Here is a 19,685-nt window from a genome sequence, read left to right as displayed (position 1 = left end):
CGGACCCTCCGGGGATGATTTGGGTATGGATAGCAGAGCAGCTGTGGCGACGGCGGAGGCCCTTTCGGTGTCTTTCGGTGAGCTTGCTGCAGTGCTCCGTGAAGCTACCGAAGGCTCCGCTGCGTGTGCTGATCCGCTTCGCCGTAGGGCTGATGTTGCCCTGAAGACCTTGGCCGCCGTCGCCTGCGGGGAGGCGACGATGGCTGCCCTGAAGGTGCATGCGGCCGCCGTGTACGCCGCCGCTGCCGAGGCTCTGGCGGGCCCGGCTGAGTCGCCGCAGGACCACAGGGGCCAGGAGATGGCCGTGATCGCTGAAGTCGCCTGTGCTCTGACGGTCAGCGAACGCTCCGCCAGTGCTCTGCTCGCTGAGGCGCACGCGCTGACCACGGCCCTGCCGTTGACGTTCTCGGCGTTGCAGGCCGGGCAGATTTCATGGCAGCACGCGAGGATCATGGTCGACGAAACCATGAACCTAAACCCCGCGGGAGCGCAGGCGTTGGAGGCACATTTCCTGGACCCCCACGCAATGAACCCGGCACATGGCCCGGCCGGTGAGCTCATCCCCGGCCGGTTCCGGCACAAGGCCCGCACCTGGCGGGAACGCCACCACCCGGTCAGCATCGAACAACGCCACCTACGTGGGGTCCAGGACCGTCGGGTGGAGTACGCCCCGGACCGCGACGGGATGGCCTGGCTCTCCGCCTACCTCCCCGCCGTCCAGGCTGCCGGGATCTGGGACCGTACCACCACCGCAGCCCGGGCCCTCCAAGGCCCCCATGAAGACCGCACCCTCAGCCAACTCCGCGCAGACACCGTTGCCACCTGGCTCCTCGGCGCCAACACCACCGCCGGCGCCGGAACCGGTGATGAGGGTCGGGAAAACAGCGGCGACGCGACCGGCGAAACGAGCCACCACGAGACCGGTGGCATCGCTGTGGGTGTTGGTGTTCCGTCGCCGCGGGCGCAGGTCCTCGTCACCGTGCCGGTGTTTGCGCTGTTGGGCCTCACGGATGAACCGGCCATGCTCGACGGATACGGGCCCATCCCGCCGTCCATGGCCCGCCAACTGATCGCCGACGGCGCGGAGTCCTTCCACCGCGTCCTGACCGATCCCCGGGACGGTGCACCGCTGGAGATCGGGCGGACCAGCTACCGGCTCACAAAAGCCCAACGCCAATGGCTCAGACTGCGCGACGGGAAGTGCCCGTTCCCCGGCTGCAGCAACCACTCCCTCGACAACGAAGCCGACCACATCCTCGCCTGGGCCCACGGCGGCACCACCGGAATCTCAAATCTCGGCCAGCCCTGCCACAAACACCACAGACTCCGCCACACCACAGCCCGGACACCCACCGCGGCTACCAAAAATAACCCGCCCGGCTGGACATCACCCACCGGACGCCACTACACCAGCGAACAACCCGACTGGGAACCACCCCAATGGCCAGCAGACATCCCCATGCCCGGCTCCGGCACTGGCACTGGCATCAGCCCCGGTTTGGTCTTGGACGTGCACCTGGCACTCGACCCGGACCTGGACCTGGACCTGGACCTGGACCTGGACACAAGCCTGCCACCGCCACAGAGTTGACGGCCGGTCCGGTTACTGGGCCGTTCCCATCGCCAGGGCCAACAAAGTCGCGCGGCTATGGACGCCGCATGTCTCGAAAATCTGCTTGAACTGATCCTGAACGGTGTAGGCCCCGATCCCCAAGGCGTCAGCCATGGCGTTGGTGTCGGCGCCGCTGGCGGCAAGCTCAAACAATTCCCGCTGCCGCGTTGTCAGCCCGAAGCTCCGGGCGAACATATCAAGGCGCGCCCCCGGAGGGCATGCCTGGATGGTCACGGCCAATGGCGGAATGGCCGCTGTGCCGGTGGAGTCCATCCGGCTGGCCTGGATCAGGGCCCACTGGCCTGACCCTATGTGCACACGGGCGGACGGAGGATGCCGATCCACGCCCGCCTCACGCGCCAGCAACTGGGCAGCAACGTTGAAAACCTCGGCCGCTACGCGTTGAAAGGGACGCGGGCCAGGCTGAAGCAGCCCCAGCCACTCCCCCACCGAAGCCGTTCCACCCACCACGGCCAGATCCGCATCCAGAGTCAGCACAGCCTGCTGAGGCAAGTCCGGCCTCGGACCTCCGTCGATGGCTGACGCCCCCGCACGGACCACCTCCTGTCCTACGGGGTCGCGTCCTACGGGGTCGCGTCCGCCGGGCACCTCCATAAGAAACTGCCGGGCTATCGAACGACGCAGGGCGGGCATCACCTCACGCGTCACGGCGGCGATGTATCCCACTTCCTCGGCAGTAAAGGGATCGTCCTGCGCCGTTCGCCAGAGGTCAAGCCAACCCCAGCAGCCGTGTTTATCCGCCAGCACTGCGAACAGGACATCGGTCACCCCGTAGCGCTTCATCAAGCCATTCCAGACCAGGCTCCGGGATGGATTGCCGGCCGTTTCTCGCAGCAGCGTCGTTGCCGGCGACGTACTGATCGCCAACCGCGTCCACCGACCTGCCGGCGTCAGGTACTTGAGCCGGATCAGCAACGGCAGTTCGTCCGGGCACGGAATCCGGGCAATGGGCGAGATGCCCGTCGCCGTCAGCGGATCTGAAATCGGCCAGACGAAGGCGCTGAACGGAAGCACCCGGCCCAACTCAGCAATCACAGCGGTGCGCAATGAGTGGTGATCCGGGGCGGAATCGCCGATCAGCCGGATCCGTTCAAGGCTCCGGCGCCAGGGCCTGCCAGCGGTCATTCCCCCAGTATGCGCTCTGCGGCCGGCGCCGGCGCTTCCGTCCCAGGACCCCAGATTTCTGGGATACCGGCGGCAGCGGCCAACAGTTACCGTGACGGTACGCAACGCGGCGGAACCGTGCGGCTCTCCCGGCAGCGGAGCAAAGGGTCGGAGCACGGAGTCAACACGTGCGACCAACTAACGCGATCAACTAAGGAGAATCAGCAATGTACACACTGCAGATAGAACATGGCATCAAGGACTTTGGCATGTGGAAGGCGGCCTTCGACCGGGATCCGGTGGACCGCGCGGCGTCCGGGGTCGTCGGCCACCGGATTTCCCAGCCGGTGGACGACCCCCACTACGTGGTGGTGGAACTCGATTTCACGGAACGCGGCCAGGCCGAGCAATTGCTGGCGACCCTGAAAGACAGGGTGTGGAATTCTTCCTCCGCAGCGCCAGCCCTGAACGGCGCGCCGCGGACAAGGATTCTGGAATCAGCCGCCTGACGGCCGGAATTCTGAAGGGCCGCAAGTGTCTGTTCGCGCAGAGGTAGGGGCCGTCAGTGTCAGTGAGCACGGTGGAACGCACGGCGGGATGGGGTCAGACGCGGCGGCACTCGGACGTCATGAACGGGACAAAATCCTGGCCGTCGCCGAGGCGCAACTCTGCGGTGTGGATGAGCACGTCGTTGTCCACACGGAAGGTATGGCGGGCTGTCCTCCGGTCATTGTGGCGCTCGACGCGCAGCACACCATCCACCCACGTGCACCGGGCCGGGGCTCCAGGCGGCAGGCCCAGGCTGTCCACGTGGTACCAGAGGATGTCGTTGTGGTCACGGTCGACAGTAAAGACACCATGGCCCTCAAAGTGCGTGCCATCAGCTTCGGTGTGCCTGTAACTTTGCACCACGGCGTAGCCCCCGGCAGCCCTGGTGTAACTGACTTCCGCCGCGGCCGTGCGCTGGGGCCCCCAGGCCGACGCGTCCAGCCGGGTGGTGCCGCGCCAATGGCCCAGAAAGTTCTCCAGTACGGCGTGCACCGTGCCCGGCTGCGGAATGTTCATAGGTTCATTATTGCGGGCGCGGGCCTGCCGCTCAGAGACCGAAGGTTTCGGTCTCCTCAAACGGGCCCACCACGGTGACAGTCCGCGGGGCGGCTGCCAGTTCCCTGGCAAGGTCCTGGACCTCCTGCGCGGTGACCGCCTTGATCTGCCGCAGGGTCTCGTCTATGTCCTGGTATTCACCGGACACCAGTTCAGCGCGGCCCAGGCGGGACATTCGGGAGCCCGTGTCCTCCAGTGCCAGGACAATTCCGCCGCACAGCTGGCCTACGGCCTTGCGCAGTTCGTCGTCGGAGATCCCGCCTTCGGCAAGCTTGTCCAGCTCCAGCCCCAGCAGGTCCAACACCTGGCGGACCTTGGACGGAGTGCACCCTGCGTACATCCCGAAGTAGCCGGCATCCGCGTAAGAGGAGGCAAAGGAGTATGTGGAGTACACCAGGCCACGCTTTTCGCGGATCTCCTGGAACAGCCGCGAGGACATCCCGCCGCCCAGGACGGCGTTGAGGACGCTCATGACGTAGCGCCGTTCATCGGTGGCCACAATCGTGGGGCAGCCCATGATGATGTTCGCCTGCTCAACTGCACGCTTGACCACATGCAGCCCGGCAGTGCCGGTGATGTCCGCCCGCGCTGTGGAACGGCGATCCACCGGGGCGGCGTCCGGCTGAAGTGACCACCCGGCAGTGTGGAGGGCGTTGACCACAAGGCGGCAGACGACGTCGTGCTCCAGGCCCCCGGCGGCGGTGATGACCAGCTCATCCGGGCGGTAGTAGCGGCGGTAGTGCTCCCAGACAGAGTCGCGGGCGACGGCCCGGATCGCGGCTGGAGTGCCGCCGATGGGGCGGCCCAACGGGTGTCTGCCCAGGACGGCAGCCACAAAGTTCTCGTGCGCAACGTCCGTGGGGTCATCGCTGTCCATGGCGATTTCCTCCAGGATGACGTCGCGTTCCTGCTCCATTTCGGCCGGATCCAGGACGGCACCGGTGATCATATCGGCAATGACGTCGATGGCCATCGGCAGGTCCGTGTCCAGCACGCGTGCGAAGTAGCAGGTGCTCTCCTTGGCCGTGGCGGCGTTGGACTCCCCACCCACTTCATCAAAGGCCGAGGCGATTTCCAGGGCGGTGCGACGCTTGGTTCCCTTGAACAGGAGGTGCTCCAGGAAGTGCGTGGAGCCGTGCTGGCCCGGGGCTTCATCGCGTGACCCGACGCCCACCCAGAAACCGATGGTCGCCGAACGCTGGCCCGGCATCGCTTCGGTGAGTACCCGCACGCCGCCCGGCAGCACTGAACGCCGGACAACGGAGCCGCCGTCGGAGCCGTGGACCAGGGTGTCGCCGGGCTGGTTCTGCTCAAGCGGCAGGGGTACAACAGTCATTGAAGCCTTTCAGGAGAGGCAGCCGGATCTGGCTGCCATCGTAACAGCGGCGGGGCCGGTGGATCATCCACCGGCCCCGTCGATTCATGCTGAGTGACGGAGGATGTTACTCCGCGCCAATGGGCTACTCCGCTTCGGCAGCGCCCTCTGCGGCGGAAGCGTCAACAAGCTCGACGCCTTCTTCTTCAGCCACTACGGGGGACAGCGACAGCTTGCCACGGTCATCGATTTTGGTGATTTCCACCTGGATCTTCTGGCCGACGGAAACCACGTCATCAACGTTGTCCACGCGCTTGCCGTTGGCCAGCTTGCGCAGCTCGGAGATGTGCAGCAGGCCATCCTTGCCCGGGGTCAGCGAAATGAAGGCACCGAAGGTGGTGGTCTTAACGACCGTACCCAGGTAGCGCTCGCCGATTTCCGGGATCTGCGGGTTGGCAATGGCGTTGATCGCGGAGCGTGCTGCGTCAGCAGACGGACCGTTCGTGGCGCCAATGTAGACCGTGCCGTCGTCCTCGATGGAGATGTCCGCGCCGGTGTCTTCCTGGATCTGGTTGATCATCTTGCCCTTGGGCCCAATGACCTCGCCGATCTTGTCAACCGGGATCTTGACCGCGATGACGCGCGGCGCGAACTCGGAGAGCTCATCCGGGGTGTCAATCGCGGAGTTCAGGACGTCCAGGATGTGGAGACGGGCTTCGCGGGCCTGCTTCAGCGCTGCTGCCAGCACGGAAGCGGGGATGCCGTCGAGCTTCGTGTCCAGCTGGATGGCTGTCACGAATTCGGCGGTGCCGGCAACCTTGAAGTCCATGTCGCCGAAAGCATCTTCGGCGCCGAGGATATCGGTCAGGGCTGCGTAGCGGGTCTGGCCGTCAACCTGGTCAGAGACCAGGCCCATGGCGATACCGGCAACAGCAGCCTTCAGCGGCACACCGGCGTTGAGTAGGGACAGCGTAGAGGCGCAGACGGAACCCATCGAGGTCGAACCGTTGGAGCTGAGAGCCTCAGACACCTGGCGGATCGCATAGGGGAATTCCTCGCGGGACGGCAGTACCGGCATGATGGCGCGCTCTGCGAGGGCGCCATGGCCGATTTCGCGGCGCTTGGGCGAACCCACGCGGCCGGTCTCACCGGTGGAGTACGGCGGGAAGTTGTAGTTGTGCATGTAGCGCTTGCGCGTGACGGGCGACAGCGAATCGATCTGCTGTTCCATCTTGAGCATGTTCAGCGTGGTGACACCCATGATCTGGGTTTCGCCGCGCTCGAAGATTGCTGAGCCGTGCACGCGGGGCAGAACTTCAACCTCGGCGGTGAGCTGGCGGATGTCCGTCAGGCCACGGCCGTCGATGCGGATCTGGTCCTTGAGGATACGCTGGCGCACAACGTGCTTGGTGACCGAGCGGAATGCTGCGGACAGCTCCTTGTCGCGGCCTTCGAACTGGCCGGCCAGGGAAGACGTGACTTCGTCCTTGAGCGCATCCGTTGCAACGTCGCGTTCCTGCTTGTCAGCGATCTGGAAGACAGCGGCCAGCTTCTCAGCGGCAGCGGACTCAACAGCAGCGTAGACGTCATCCTGGTAGTCCAGGAAGACCGGGAACTCAACGGTGGGCTTGGCAGCGCGTGCAGCCAGGTCAGCCTGGGCCTCGCAGAGTGCCTTGATGAACGGCTTGGCAGCCTCGAGGCCCTCGGAGACAACCTCTTCGGTGGGAGCCGTGGCGCCCTGTTCCTTGATGAGGTTCCAGGAGTTGTCGGTTGCTTCGGCTTCGACCATCATGATGGCGACGTCGTCTCCGTCGGCTCCCGACACAGTCCTGCCGGCTACAACCATGTTGAACACGGAGTTCTCGAGCTGGGAGTGCTTGGGGAAAGCAACCCACTGCGAACCGTGCTCGTCAGCGACGAGGGCAACGCGGACGCCGCCGATCGGGCCGGAGAACGGCAGGCCGGAGAGCTGGGTGGACATGGAGGAGGCGTTGATGGCCACCACGTCGTAGAGCTCGTCAGGGTTGATGGCCAGGACGGTCACCACGATCTGGACCTCGTTGCGCAGGCCCTTGACGAAGGCCGGACGCAGCGGGCGGTCCATGAGGCGGCAGGCCAGGATGGCCTCGGTGGACGGGCGGCCTTCGCGGCGGAAGAACGAGCCCGGGATACGGCCTGCGGCGTACATGCGCTCTTCAACGTCAACCGTCAGGGGGAAGAAGTCGAAGCCTTCGCGCGGGTGCTTGCCTGCGGTGGTGGCGGACAGCAGCGCGGTGTCTTCGTCGATGTACACCATGGCTGCGCCGGCTGCCTGCTTGGCAAGGCGGCCGGTTTCAAAGCGGATTACACGCTTGCCAAAGCGGCCATTGTCAATGACTGCTTCTGAGAACTGGATTTCGGGACCCTCCAAGAGAGTCACCTCCGTTTCTTGTTTCACGGAGTCCAGCCGCATCAACCCAGTCCAGCATCTGTCTACTGGCCTGCACTGCACCCGGTCATCGATCGAGACCCACGGGCCGAGGGCTTCATTCTTCGAAGCCGTTCCCGGGGATCACTACCGAGGACCGCGAATGCGTGATGCGGTTGATCCTCCTGTTTAATTTTGTTCTGAAGAAGGCGGCCCTTTCCGTCGCGGAAGGGGCCGCCCCTTAAAGCTGACTAGCGGCGCAGGCCGAGACGCTCGATGAGCGCACGGTAGCGGGTGATGTCAGTGTTCTTGAGGTAGGTGAGCATACGCTTGCGCCGACCAACCATGGCCAGCAGACCGCGCTGGGTGTGGTAATCGTGCTTGTGCACCTTCATGTGCTCAGTCAGATCCTTGATCCGCTGAGTCAGGACTGCAACCTGGACCTCCGGTGAACCGGTGTCGCCCTCGGACGTTGCGAAATCCTGGATGATGGACTGCTTTACAGCGGCTTCAAGTGCCACAATAACTCCTAGAGATGTGCCGTGAGGCCCGATTCAGTACTTCACTGCCGGGTCTGCCCGCGCGGGAATTCCCCGGAAACCAGGGTCTTTCCACACATGACAGGAACCAGCCGCCACGGACTGCAGCCGGAACCAACCCTTAGTTTACCGGCCCCGCCGCAATCTTGTCGAAACAGCCCCCGCCGTTGCCAAGCCCCGTCACCAAATGCCGTCCCCAAAAACCGTCAGCAAAAGGCAGCAGTTCAGCGGCGCAGCTGATCCCGAATGGCAGCCATCCCCCGGAACAGTTCAGCGAAGCTGGTGCTCAGGGGCGACAGCCCCACGCGGATCCCTTGTGGTGCGCGGAAGTCCGGGATGACGTCCTGTTCCCACAGCGCCGCCGTCACGTTCCGGAACGCCGGATGATCCAGGGTGATGTGGCTCCCGCGAAGCTCCGGATCGCGCGGCGATGCAAGCTCCACGCCCGTCGGCTCCAGCCAGGCCTCATACAGCTGCACGGCGTAGGCGGTGAGTTTCAGCGACTTCTCCCGGATGGCAGCCATGCCGGTCTCTTCGATGAGGTCAAGGGTCCCGCGCATGGCCAGCATCCCGAAGATGGCCGGCGTGCCGCTCAGGAAACTGCGGATGCCCGGCGCCGCCTCGTAGCCCGCTGCCAGCTCGAACGCGTCCTTGCGTCCCATCCAGCCCCAGATCGGCTGCTGGAGTCCGGGCAGGTGCCGGCGGTTGACGTAGGCGAACGCCGGCGAGCCCGGTCCCCCGTTGAGGTACTTGTAGGTGCAGCCCGCGGCAAAATCCACATCCGCCCCGTCCAGGTCCAGCTCCACCGAGCCGGCGGAATGGCACAGATCCCAGACCACCAGTGCCCCCGCGCCGTGCGCAGCTTCCGTAATACCCGGAAGGTCTGCCAGGAAGCCGGAGCGGTAGGCCACGTGGCTTAAAAGTACGACGGCGGTGGCCGCACCGGTTGCGTTCCGCACCTGTTCAATAGTGACCCCGGACGCTGGATCGGCTTCGATCCAGTGCAGGGTCAGGCCTTCCTCGCGGGCGATGCCCTCGACCAGGTAGCGGTCCGTGGGGAAATTGTCGGTGTCCAGAACAATCTCGGTGCGGGCCGCGTCAGCAACGGTGGCCAGCGCAGCACGGATCAGCTTGTAGAGCACCACCGTGGTGGAGTCGGCGATGACGGTCTGGCCCGGGGCTGCGCCGAGGACAGCCCGGCCCAGTTGGTCGCCGATGGCCTGTGGCAAGTCCAGCCATTCCTCGTCCCACCCACGAATGAGCCTGCCGCCCCAGCCTTCCTCGATAAAGGCGCTGATGTCCCGCGGGGTCCTCTTCAGCGGGCGGCCCAGGGAATTGCCGTCGAGGTAGGAAAGGTCCGTGTCCGTCCCGATGAAGAGGCCGCGGTAGCGTGCCAACGGGTCAGCGACGTCCAGTCGCACTGCCTGCTCAAGGAGGGTGGTGCCGTCGTGAGTTTCAATCTTCGCGTCCATCGCATTGCTCATTGGCCGATCTCCGTCCGTACCGCAAACAATTCAGGGAAGAAGGTGAGCTCAAGGGCCTTCTGCAGGAAGGCAGCGCCGCTTGATCCCCCGGTTCCCGTTTTCATCCCGATGGTCCGCTGGACAGTGCGGAAGTGCCGGAACCGCCAGAGCTGGAAATTATCTTCCAGGTCCACGAGTTCCTCGCAGGCCTCGTAGGCGCCCCAGTTATCGGCGGCGTTTTCGTAGATGTGCTTGAACAGCGGTAACAGGTCGGGGCAGAACTCGTGGGCGCGGGTGACGTCCCGCTCCAGGATGGACTGCGGGACGTCGAAACCCTGCCGGGCCAAGTAGGCCAGGAACTCGTCGTAGATGCTGGGCGCGTTCAGCAGCTCCTCCAGCATGGCGTGTGCTTCCGGGTCCGATTCGAACACCGGCAGCATTTTGCGGTTCTTGTTGCCGAGGATGAACTCGACGGCCCGGTATTGGCTGGACTGGAAGCCGGAGGAGTTGCCCAGGAAACCGCGGAACTGGGAGTACTCCGTGGGCGTCAGCGTGGCCAGCACCGACCACTGCTCCGTCAGGGTTCTCTGAATGTGTTTGACCCGGGCGATGCCCTTGAGTGCGGAGCCGAGATCGTCTGCGCGCAGCCAGGCCGCGGCGCTGCGGAGCTCATGCAGGACCAGCTTCAGCCACAGCTCGGTGGTCTGGTGCTGGATGATGAACAGCAGCTCGTCGTGGTGCTCGGGTGTGCTGACCGGCTGCTGGGCACTGAGCAGGGTGGGCAGGTGGAGATAGGACGCGTAGCTCATCCGGGAACTGAAATCGCGGACAATGCCTTTGTCCAGTTTGCGGGTGTTCTTCTCGACGGCCACTGTGCTGCCTCCCTGGCTGTTCGTTGCGGGTGGGACCCGGTCAGCGCCGCACCAGGAGATCGTGGGCCTGAACAACGTCCAGACGCATCTGGTCAACAAGCGCCTCCGGCCCACGGTATGCCACCATGCCGCGGAGCCGCGCCACAAATTCGACCACTACTGTCTGGCCGTACAGATCGAAATCCTCCACGGCCTCGTGCGGACGGTCGATCACATGGGCTTCGACCTGGCGGCTGACGCCGTCGAACGTGGGATTGGACCCCACCGAGATGGCCGCCGGCCAGCGCGTGCCGGCCTGGTCCACCAGCCAGCCGGCGTAGATTCCGTCGGCTGGGATGAACCCGCTGGCCTGGTTGGCAAGGTTGGCGGTGGGGAACCCGAGCACACGGCCGCGGGCGGCACCGTGGACAACCTCGCCGCGCATCCGGTGCGGTCGTCCCAGCACCGCGGCGGCGGTGGCGACATCGCCCTCCTGCAATGCTTCGCGCACCCAGGTGGAGGAACACCGGCGGTCCGTGCCGCCGTCGTTATGCAGCGGGTAACCTTCTGAACCGAACTCACTGATGACCTGGACGTCGAAGTCGAACTTTTCGCCCAACTGCTTCATGGTGTCAAGGTCACCGGAGTTGCCGCGGCCGAACCGGGAATCGTGACCGATCACCACATGGCTGGCGTGCAGGCTGTCCACCAGGACCTGGCTGACAAATTCCTCAGGGGTCAGGCTGGCCAGGTTCAGCGAGTACTTCATCACCAAAATCGCATCCAGGCCCAGCTCCCCCAATGCCACCAATTTGTCCTGCAGGCCCATGATCATTTCAGGCGCGGACTCCGGGCGGTGGATCAGGGCCGGGTGCGGGTCAAAGGTGACGGCAACGGCTTTGGTCTTGTTGAGCCGCGCCGAGCGGATGAGCTCCGAGAGCACCTGCTGGTGCCCGCGATGCACGCCGTCGAAGTTGCCAAAAGTGACAACGGAGGGACCAAAGTCCGCCGGGACCTCGGCCGGATCGTTCCAGATGTAGACCATCACCCTCGCCTTTTACTGCCTAAAACTGACATCTCTCCGAACGCACCGGCGCCGGAACTCTCTAAGATTACCCGCATTCAGGATGGCTTCCGCACGCCGCCAGGCCAACGGGACGGCACGCGCGGACATACCCGAAGGCTTGCCGGCAGCCACCGATCGCCGGTGCGGTGTAGCGCTGGTGCGGTATTACTGCCCGCGCGGCCGGCGCCGGTAAAGCCACACCAGTCCCAGGATCGGCAACAGCAGCGGAATGAACGCGTAGCCCCGGCCAAAAAGGGACCAGACGGTCTCATGCGGGAACGCCACCGAATCGATGACGCTCAACGCCCCCACCACCAGCACACCGACAAGTTCCACCAGGACGGCAGCCAGGGAAATCCTGAACCAGGTGCGGCCGGGCTTGGCCAGCGACACGGTTGCCACCACGTAGACCAGCGCCGCGAAGGCGGACAGCAGGTATGCGAGCGGAGCCTCGGAGAACTTCGTCAGGATCTGGTAGCCGGCCCGTGCGGTAGCCGAAATGGCAAACACTGCATAGACGGCGATGAGCAGACGTCCGGGGCCGGTGTTCCGGGTGTCCTTGCCGCCGGCCTTGGCATCTGCCTTGCCACGGGTTGCTTCCGAACGAGGTGCTTTCACGTTGCGTGCTTCTTCCATTTCAGTACCAGATCTGGTTCATGCGGGCGGCCATCACCAAGGCCGTGACACCGACGGCGGCGAGGACGAAGTTGCTCCAGCGGGTCCGTTCCAGGATGGACCAGTACACGGCCGCCGGCGGCAGGAGCATCGCAGTGGCCAGGTATCCCCAGAATTCCCAGGCTTCGCCGGCAATCGGTTCGCCCGCGATAACCCTCACAATCGAGCCCACCAGATAAACCAGCAGTGCCAGCTCAACGGCGGCAACGGACAGGATGGTGAAATCGTTGGGGGCCTTTTTGAGGATGCCGGCACCGAGGCAGATTCCGCTGGAGAGCAGGCCGACCACCAGGATGATATAGAAGTAGGCGTCCATGCCTAGGCGTCCCTGCCCGCTGCTTTTCCGGGCGCACCATTGCCCGGCGCGAACACCAGTACGGGCTTGGCAAAGTTTCCGGAGTCCGCGAGAAGCGCCACGAGGCTGCCGTCGGGCGCGAACGCCGCCGCTGGGTGCTCAGTGGTGGCGGCCGCGGGATCGCCCGCTTCGGCTCCGGCTGCGATCCGGCGTCCGAAGGAAATCTCGGTGGTCTCCTCTGCCGTGAGTTCACGGTTGGGCATCAGTGCCCTGGCAGCCTGCGACATTTCCAGGACATTAAGCTCTTCGGCCAGCTGTTCCAGCGTCCGGGCCTGGTCCAGAGAGTACGGGCCAACGTTGGTCCGGCGGAGGGCGGTCAAGTGGCCGCCCACTCCCAGCCCGTCGCCGAGGTCGCGGGCGAGGGCCCGGATGTAGGTGCCGGAGGAGCATTCCACCGTGACATCAATGTCCACAACGTCGCCGCCGGATTCCCGGTTGATGCCGTGAACTTCGAAGCGGTGGATGGTGACCGGGCGCGCCGCGAGCTTTACCTCTTCACCCGAGCGGACCCGGGCGTAGGCACGTTCACCATTGACTTTGATGGCGCTGACGCTGCTGGGCACCTGCTGGATTTGACCTGTGAGGGCGGCGACGCCGTCGTGGATTGTTTCGTCGGCGACGGCGGCTGCACTGACGGCGGCAATCACGTCACCTTCGGCGTCGTCCGTGATGGTGGACTGGCCCAGCCTGATGGTTGCCGTGTACGTCTTGGACGTGCCCACGATGTAGGTAAGGAGCCGGGTGGCCTTGTTGATGCCGACCACCAGGACGCCGGTAGCCATGGGATCGAGGGTGCCGGCATGCCCCACTTTCCGGGTCCCGGCGAGACGCCGCATCCGACCAACCACATCATGGCTGGTCCATCCCTGCGGTTTGTCCACTATCACCAGTCCAGAAAGCACGCTTCCCAGTATATCGGCGCTGACCACCACCCCTGCCCACAAGCCCTGCACCCAGCTCCTGCCCCCCTGCCCCCGGCTCCGGCTCCGGCGGCTAGGATGGCATCCATGCCTGAGCTTGCGGCGCACGCGCGCGACGTCCCCGTCAACCAGATCCGGGAAATCACGGAGGCCGCCTGGCATACCCCCGGGGCCATCGTCTTGAGCATCGGCGAACCGGGCTTCGCGCTCCCCCGCCACATCCTGGAATCCGGCATGGCGTGCCTCGACCGGGACGAGACCAACTACACGCCCAACGCCGGCATCCCGGCCCTCCGTGACGCATTCGCCGCCAGGTTCCGCGAACGAGCCGGACTCCATACCAGCCTCGGAGCGGAGCGTGTCTACGTGGTGGACGGCGCGCAGCAGGGCCTGCACTTCGCCATGAGCCTCCTGCTCTCCCCCGGCGACGAGATCCTGATCCCCAACCCCGGCTACCCCACATTCGCCATGACCAGCCGGCTCCTGAACGCCGTACCCGTCGGCTACCCGCTGTATCCCGAGCATGACTTCCAGCCGCGGATCCATGACATTGAGGCGCTCGTCACGGACCGGACCCGGGTGCTCATCCTGAACTCCCCGTCCAACCCGCTGGGCGCCGTCCTCGGCGAGGACCTGACCCGCCAGCTGGTGGACCTTGCCCGCAAGTATGATCTCTGGATCATTTCCGACGAATGCTACGAGGCCTTCACCTACGACGTCCCCCACGTCAGCCCGGCCCGGTTCGACAGCGACGTCCCCGGCGAAGCGCGGGTATTCACGTCACTGACTCTCTCCAAGACGTACGGCCTGACCGGGCTGAGGATCGGTGCCCTGATCTGTCCGCCGGGGCTGGAACAGAAGATGAACAACGTGATGGAGGCAATTGTCTCCTGCGTTGCCTCCCCGTCGCAGTATGCCGCGCTGGCGGCGCTGACAGGCCCGCAGGATTACGTCCGCCACGCCCATGACCACTACCGGGCCAACCGGGACGCTGCCTCAGCAGTGCTGGACGCCAAAGGAATCCCGTACCTAAGTGCCCAAGGAGCCTTCTATCTTTGGGCCGACGTCTCCCATGTCAGCGACGGGGACGTCCGGAGCTGGACCCGACGGTTCCTCTCCGATTCCGGCGTCGCGTTCGCGCCGGGAACCGCGTTTGGCTCGATTGGCGAAGGCTGGGTGCGGATCGCGCTGTGTGGTGCCTGCGAGGATCTGGTCAATGGCGTCGGCAGGCTGCCGGATCGTCAGGACTCCTGACCCGGCATCTGGTCAGTAGTCTTTGCGTTTCGTGTTGCGGCGCCACGCAAGAAACGGAGCGTCCGACGTCGGAATGGCGGCTTGGGCGACCGGCAGCAGTTCCGGACGTGTGCCGTTGAAATACTCGTAGAACACGGCGTCGTCGAAACCGGCAGCGGCTGCACCATGGCGGTCGGCCGCAAAATAGACTCGATCGATCCGCGCCCACAACGCGGCGGACAGGCAGAGCGGGCACGGCTCGCAGCTGGTGTAGAGCACGGCACCCCTCAGATCGAACGTGGCCCCCGCCCTTGCGGCAGCGCGGATTGCCACCACTTCTGCATGCGCGGTGGGGTCGTTGTCCCGGGTGACCCGGTTGATGCCTTCATGGACCCGGCCATCCGGGGTCACCACCAGCGCACCAAACGGCCCGCCGCCGTCGGAGACGTTCCGGACAGCCAGCTCAATGGCTTGTTCCAGGTAGCGGGTGGCCTCGTGGTTGTCGCTCGCCTGCGTCATATCTAGATCCTAGCCAGGGCCCAGGATTTCCGGTTCAAAATAGGGGGCACACAAAAGAAAACTTCCGTCGACGAAGCCTGCCGGGAGGACTATTCTGGCGCCCGGGGCTGTTAATTCCATATCCACCTTGCTTTTCTTGCCGCCACGGCCTGCCGTCGTCCCTGCCGGCACCAGGATCCCCATAGATATGGCGGGCGGAACGGTCGAAGTCCCTGCATGCGTCGTTGGCCACGAATACGCGTTTGAACCGGTGCCAACGAACGTGGAGATCGGCCCCGACGGCTGGCTGTATGTCTCCTCGCTCCCAGGCGGTCCCGAGGATCCTTCCCTGGGCGCCCGCGGTGCCATCTCCCGCATCAACCCCTGGACCGGCATATCACGCCTGTGGGCGGAGAATATCCTGAGCCTCACCGGCAGCATCGCAGTGTCCGACTGCGGGGATGTCTACGCAGCCTCGCTGTTCGGCAACGAGATTGTGAAGATCGACGCCTGGACCCGTGAGGCTTCACAGTTCCTGGCTGTCGACGGTCCTGCGGCCGTCGAAGTCAGAGGGAAAACCCTTTACGCCACGGCCGGGCTTCAGCTTCGGGCAACCGACTGGAACCGTGCTGAAGGCCCACATCAGGTAGATCCTGCCGGGCCCAGTCCGGCAGACGAGAGAAGGCCCGGACCGCAGTTCAGTTGCGGGTCCGGGCCTTCGCCTCGTGTCAATTACTTATTGGCGTCTTCATCGAGATCTTCGTCGTCGGTGAGGTCAATGTCCTCTTCGTCGAAGTCGTCCTCGTCGATCTCCACATCGGCGGGAATGTCGCTCTTGTACGGATCAGCGTCGCCGGCGTGTTTGGCGTTTTCGGCCAAGGCAGCCACCTCGGCGTCACGCTTCTTGGCGGCCCGGAGCAGTTCCTCCAAGTTCGAGGCAACGACAGGGATCTGGTCTGCAACAAATTCCAGCGTCGGAGTCAGGCGGACGGTCACGTTGCGCCCCACCTCCTGGCGGAGCACACCCTTGGCCTTCTCCAGGCCCTTGGCAGCATCAGCCTGGATCGCCTGGTCGCCGAAAACGGTGTAGTAGATCGTGGCATGCTGCAGATCATTGGTGACCCGGGCATCGGTAACAGTAATGCCCTCCAGCCGAGGATCCTTAACCTTCCGGCCCAGAGCCTCCGCAACAACAACCTTAATCCGCTGCGCCAACTTGGCAGCCCGTGCGGGATCAGCCATTTCCACTCCTAAAAATTTTGGATGTACGACGGCACGCTAGCGGCTGTCGCACAACTGTTGGGTTTTGATGCCACGCACCTAAGGCGAGTCTACGACGGACGCGCGTTGGATTTTTTCCGGCGGCCAGGGAGTGGCATCCAAGGAACTGGCCGAGGGCCCCGACCCGAGCTTGCGAGGGTTGGGACGGCCAGTTCCGCTGCCGAAGCTGGGCGGCAAGGGATCGCAGATCCCATGCCGCCCAGCGTAGGGGCGGGGCCGCCGGAAAAAATCCGACGCCCCCGACCCGTCAAGCAACGAACCTTAGACGCGCGGCTTTTCGCGCATTTCGAAGGTCTCGATGATGTCGCCCTCGGTGATGTCGTTGAACGAACCAAGGCCAATACCACACTCGAAGTCCGTGCGGACCTCAGTGGCGTCGTCCTTGAAGCGCTTGAGCGTCTCAACGGTGAGGTTGTCACCGATGGTCTTGCCGTCGCGGCTGATGCGGGCCTTCGTGTTGCGTCGGATGATGCCCGAGCGAACGATGGAACCGGCGATGTTTCCGAACTTGGAAGAGCGGAAGACTTCGCGGACCTCGGCGGTGCCCAGCTGGACCTCTTCGTACTCCGGCTTGAGCATGCCCTTGAGGGCCATCTCGATGTCATCAATTGCTGCGTAGATGACGGAGTAGAAGCGCATGTCCACGCCTTCGCGGTCTGCCAGTTCGGCAACCCGCTCGGCAGGCTTGACGTTGAAGCCGATGATAACGGCGCTGTCGACCGTTGCCAGGTTGACGTCGTTCTGCGTGATAGCACCAACGCCGCGGTGGATGACGCGCAGCTGCACGCCTTCGCCGACGTCGATCTTGAGCAGTGCGTCTTCGAGGGCTTCCACGGCACCGGACACGTCACCCTTGAGGATGAGGTTGAGGGTGTCGATCTTGCCGTCGGCCACGGCCTGGTCGAAGTCTTCCAGGCTGATGCGCTTGCGGCGCTTGGCGAGGGCGGCGTTGCGGTCGGCTGCTTCACGCTTCTCGGCGATCTGGCGGGCGGTGCGCTCGTCAGCGGTCACAAAGAAGGTGTCGCCGGCGCGCGGCACGTTGGACAGACCCAGCACCTGCACGGGGCGGGACGGGCCAGCCTCGGTCAGGACACTGCCGTCGTCGTCGAACATGGCGCGGACGCGGCCGTGGGCCGTACCGGCCACGATCGTGTCACCGACACGCAAGGTGCCGGACTGCACCAGGACGGTTGCCACGGAACCGCGGCCCTTGTCCAGGTTGGCTTCGATCGCGATACCGCGGGCGTCCTTGTTCGGGTTGGCGCGCATGTCCAGGGCAGCGTCCGCGGTGAGCAGGACAGCCTCGAGCAGCTCGTCGATGTTGAGGTCCTGGCGGGCAGAGACCTCCACGAACATGGTGTCGCCACCGTATTCTTCGGGAACCAGACCGTACTCAGTCAGCTGGCCGCGGACCTTCTCCGGGTTGGCGCCTTCCTTGTCGATCTTGTTCACAGCCACCACGATCGGCACATTGGCTGCCTGCGCGTGGTTGAGTGCCTCAACGGTCTGCGGCATTACGCCGTCGTCGGCTGCGACCACCAGGATGGCGATGTCGGTGACCTTCGCACCACGGGCTCGCATGGCGGTGAACGCCTCGTGGCCCGGAGTATCGATGAAGGTGATCTTACGATCGATGTCTTCGTGGGTGTGCGTGACCTGGTAAGCGCCGATGTGCTGCGTGATGCCGCCGTGTTCGCCCGCCATAACGTCGGACTTGCGGATGGCATCGAGCAGGCGGGTTTTACCGTGGTCAACGTGGCCCATGACGGTGACAACCGGAGGACGTGCCTCGAGGTCGTCGTCGCCTTCGGCTTCGAGCTCTGCTTCGAAGTCGATGTCGAAGCCGGAGAGCAGCTCGCGCTCCTCGTCCTCCGGCGACACAACCTGGAGCTTGTAGCCAAGCTCCTCGCCGAGCAGCGCGAAGGTCTCTTCATCCAGCGACTGCGTGGCCGTGGCCATTTCGCCGAGGTGGAAGAGGACGGTCACCAGTGCTGCGGGGTTTGCCTCGATCTTGTCGGCGAAGTCCGTGATGGACGAGCCACGGCGAAGCCGGACTACGGTATTGCCGTCGCCGCGGGGTACGCTCACGCCACCCAGCGACGGAGCACTCATCTGCTCGAGTTCCTGGCGCTTGGCACGCTTCGACTTGCGCTGCTTGCCACGGCCTGCGCCGCCCTTACCGAAGGCACCCTGGGTGCCACCGCGACCGCGGCCACCCTTGCCGAAGCCACCGCCGGCCGGAGCGCCGCCACCGGCACCCGGAGCTCCACCGGTACCCGGTGCGCCACCTGGACGTCCGGGACCGCGTGCGCCGCCACCGGGACGTCCTGCACCAGCCGGTGCTGGACGCTCGGTGCGGTTGGGCATCATCCCCGGCGTGGGCCGGTTTCCACCGGCACCCGCGGGACGGGGTGCACCCGGGCGGGGTCCACCTGAGCCAGCAGCCGGACGGGGGCCACCTGCACCGGCTGCGGGACGCGGACCACCCGGACGGGGGCCGCCGGCACCGGCTGCGGGGCGCGGACCACCCGGACGGTCGCCGTCGGGGCGGCCACCGGCGCGGGGCATGCCCTGAGAAGGAGCGAACGGGTTGTTACCCGGACGGGGAGCACGCTCGCCGTCGCCACCGCGGCCGCGGGGCATGCCCTGGGACGTGGCGAACGGGTTGTTGCCCGGGCGGGGACCGCCGGGACGCGGTGCTGAGCCGCCCTGCGAACCGCCCTGCGCTGATCCGCCGGAGCGGGTCGGTGCAGCCGGGGCTTCAGCCTTCGGTGCCGGACGGGCACCGGGCTTGGCGCCGGTGGACGGTGCACTTGCAGCCGGAGCAGCTGGTGCCGCCGGGGCTGCGGAAACGGGAGCGGGTGCAGCCGGCGCCGCAGCAGCTGGTGCTGCCGGGGCTGAGGGAGCTGCGGGGCCCGGAGCGGGTGCTGCGGGTCGTGTGTCGGCCGACGGGGCAGGCGCCTTGGGCGCGGCTGCCGGAGCTGCGGTCTTAGCAGCTGCGTCGGGGTAGGCGTTGCGGAGTTTCCGCACCACCGGGGCCTCAATGGTTGAAGAGGCGGAGCGAACGAATTCGCCCAGTTCCTGCAGTTTGGTTACTGCATCTTTGGAAGTAATACCGAGCTCTTTAGCAAGCTCATGTACGCGGACCTTGGCCACATTTCTCCTGTCTCGGTCCGCACCGAGCCAGGCACGAACCGTCTACTTCTTACTGCGGGCCCCAGCCGCGGTTGCAACATAGGGG

General features: G+C 65.2%; 17 protein-coding genes and 1 pseudogene. 4 read left to right on the top strand and 14 right to left on the bottom strand.

Annotated elements, in window-relative coordinates:
- The first annotated feature begins 25 nt into the window (after positions 1–25).
- A complete protein-coding gene (locus tag FYJ92_RS06510; RefSeq protein WP_185263117.1) occupies positions 26–1,591 on the top strand; it encodes an HNH endonuclease signature motif containing protein in 1,566 nt (521 codons plus the stop codon).
- A 12-nt stretch (positions 1,592–1,603) separates the two neighbouring features.
- On the opposite strand, the gene FYJ92_RS06505 is transcribed toward FYJ92_RS06510, so the two are convergent.
- Positions 1,604–2,758, bottom strand: coding sequence for a helix-turn-helix transcriptional regulator (locus FYJ92_RS06505; protein ID WP_185263116.1), 1,155 nt, complete (start codon positions 2,756–2,758; stop codon positions 1,604–1,606).
- Between the two features lie 206 nt (positions 2,759–2,964).
- Between FYJ92_RS06505 and FYJ92_RS06500 the strand changes: the two genes are divergently transcribed.
- Positions 2,965–3,246 (top strand): hypothetical protein, encoded by a 282-nt coding sequence (locus tag FYJ92_RS06500; RefSeq protein WP_185263115.1) that lies wholly within the window; start codon positions 2,965–2,967, stop codon positions 3,244–3,246.
- Between the two features lie 94 nt (positions 3,247–3,340).
- Here FYJ92_RS06500 and FYJ92_RS06495 read toward each other — a convergent pair whose 3' ends face one another.
- The 10 genes from FYJ92_RS06495 to truB all read right to left on the bottom strand — a co-directional run bounded on the left by FYJ92_RS06495 (position 3,341) and on the right by truB (position 13,414).
- Positions 3,341–3,802 carry a DUF1579 family protein gene (locus FYJ92_RS06495; protein ID WP_185263114.1) on the bottom strand — a complete coding sequence of 154 codons (462 nt, stop codon included), beginning with the start codon at positions 3,800–3,802 and terminating at the stop codon, positions 3,341–3,343.
- A 31-nt stretch (positions 3,803–3,833) separates the two neighbouring features.
- Positions 3,834–5,177: a pitrilysin family protein gene (locus FYJ92_RS06490; RefSeq protein ID WP_185263113.1), complete on the bottom strand. Its 1,344-nt coding sequence runs from the start codon at positions 5,175–5,177 to the stop codon at positions 3,834–3,836.
- A 124-nt stretch (positions 5,178–5,301) separates the two neighbouring features.
- A complete protein-coding gene (locus FYJ92_RS06485) occupies positions 5,302–7,566 on the bottom strand; it encodes a polyribonucleotide nucleotidyltransferase (RefSeq protein ID WP_185263702.1) in 2,265 nt (754 codons plus the stop codon).
- A 248-nt stretch (positions 7,567–7,814) separates the two neighbouring features.
- Positions 7,815–8,084, bottom strand: a complete 270-nt coding sequence (gene rpsO, locus FYJ92_RS06480; RefSeq protein ID WP_104063120.1) for a 30S ribosomal protein S15 — start codon at positions 8,082–8,084, stop codon at positions 7,815–7,817.
- Between the two features lie 242 nt (positions 8,085–8,326).
- Complete coding sequence (locus tag FYJ92_RS06475) at positions 8,327–9,586, bottom strand: kynureninase (protein ID WP_255482333.1); 1,260 nt, start codon at positions 9,584–9,586, stop codon at positions 8,327–8,329.
- Positions 9,583–10,437 (bottom strand): tryptophan 2,3-dioxygenase, encoded by an 855-nt coding sequence (gene kynA, locus FYJ92_RS06470; RefSeq protein WP_185263112.1) that lies wholly within the window; start codon positions 10,435–10,437, stop codon positions 9,583–9,585. Before kynA ends, FYJ92_RS06475 begins: the two co-directional genes overlap by 4 nt.
- 40 nt (positions 10,438–10,477) lie before the next feature.
- Positions 10,478–11,461 carry a bifunctional riboflavin kinase/FAD synthetase gene (locus tag FYJ92_RS06465; protein WP_185263111.1) on the bottom strand — a complete coding sequence of 328 codons (984 nt, stop codon included), beginning with the start codon at positions 11,459–11,461 and terminating at the stop codon, positions 10,478–10,480.
- 186 nt (positions 11,462–11,647) lie between these two features.
- A complete protein-coding gene (locus tag FYJ92_RS06460; protein WP_185263110.1) occupies positions 11,648–12,118 on the bottom strand; it encodes a hypothetical protein in 471 nt (156 codons plus the stop codon).
- Between the two features lies 1 nt (position 12,119).
- Positions 12,120–12,473 (bottom strand): hypothetical protein, encoded by a 354-nt coding sequence (locus FYJ92_RS06455; protein WP_185263109.1) that lies wholly within the window; start codon positions 12,471–12,473, stop codon positions 12,120–12,122.
- 2 nt (positions 12,474–12,475) lie between these two features.
- On the bottom strand, positions 12,476–13,414 hold the full coding sequence (gene truB, locus FYJ92_RS06450) for a tRNA pseudouridine(55) synthase TruB (RefSeq protein ID WP_185263108.1): 939 nt from the start codon (positions 13,412–13,414) through the stop codon (positions 12,476–12,478).
- Between the two features lie 105 nt (positions 13,415–13,519).
- Between truB and FYJ92_RS06445 the strand changes: the two genes are divergently transcribed.
- Positions 13,520–14,686, top strand: a complete 1,167-nt coding sequence (locus FYJ92_RS06445) for a pyridoxal phosphate-dependent aminotransferase (protein ID WP_185263107.1) — start codon at positions 13,520–13,522, stop codon at positions 14,684–14,686.
- Between the two features lie 12 nt (positions 14,687–14,698).
- On the opposite strand, the gene FYJ92_RS06440 is transcribed toward FYJ92_RS06445, so the two are convergent.
- Positions 14,699–15,184: a nucleoside deaminase gene (locus tag FYJ92_RS06440; protein WP_185263106.1), complete on the bottom strand. Its 486-nt coding sequence runs from the start codon at positions 15,182–15,184 to the stop codon at positions 14,699–14,701.
- 127 nt (positions 15,185–15,311) lie between these two features.
- Between FYJ92_RS06440 and FYJ92_RS06435 the strand changes: the two are divergent.
- Positions 15,312–15,701: pseudogene (locus FYJ92_RS06435) on the top strand (ScyD/ScyE family protein); the annotation flags it as partial.
- Positions 15,702–15,895: 194 nt separating this feature from the next.
- On the opposite strand, the gene rbfA reads toward FYJ92_RS06435, so the two are convergent.
- Both rbfA and infB read right to left on the bottom strand, forming a co-directional pair.
- Positions 15,896–16,405 carry a 30S ribosome-binding factor RbfA gene (rbfA, locus tag FYJ92_RS06430; RefSeq protein WP_185263105.1) on the bottom strand — a complete coding sequence of 170 codons (510 nt, stop codon included), beginning with the start codon at positions 16,403–16,405 and terminating at the stop codon, positions 15,896–15,898.
- A 300-nt stretch (positions 16,406–16,705) separates the two neighbouring features.
- On the bottom strand, positions 16,706–19,600 hold the full coding sequence (gene infB, locus FYJ92_RS06425; protein WP_185263104.1) for a translation initiation factor IF-2: 2,895 nt from the start codon (positions 19,598–19,600) through the stop codon (positions 16,706–16,708).
- Positions 19,601–19,685 lie beyond the last annotated feature (85 nt).

The organism is Pseudarthrobacter sp. NBSH8, from assembly GCF_014217545.1.
Lineage (GTDB): Bacteria > Actinomycetota > Actinomycetes > Actinomycetales > Micrococcaceae > Arthrobacter.
The sequence above is the reverse complement of the archived record's forward strand: the minus strand, read 5'-3'. Positions and strand labels throughout refer to the sequence as shown.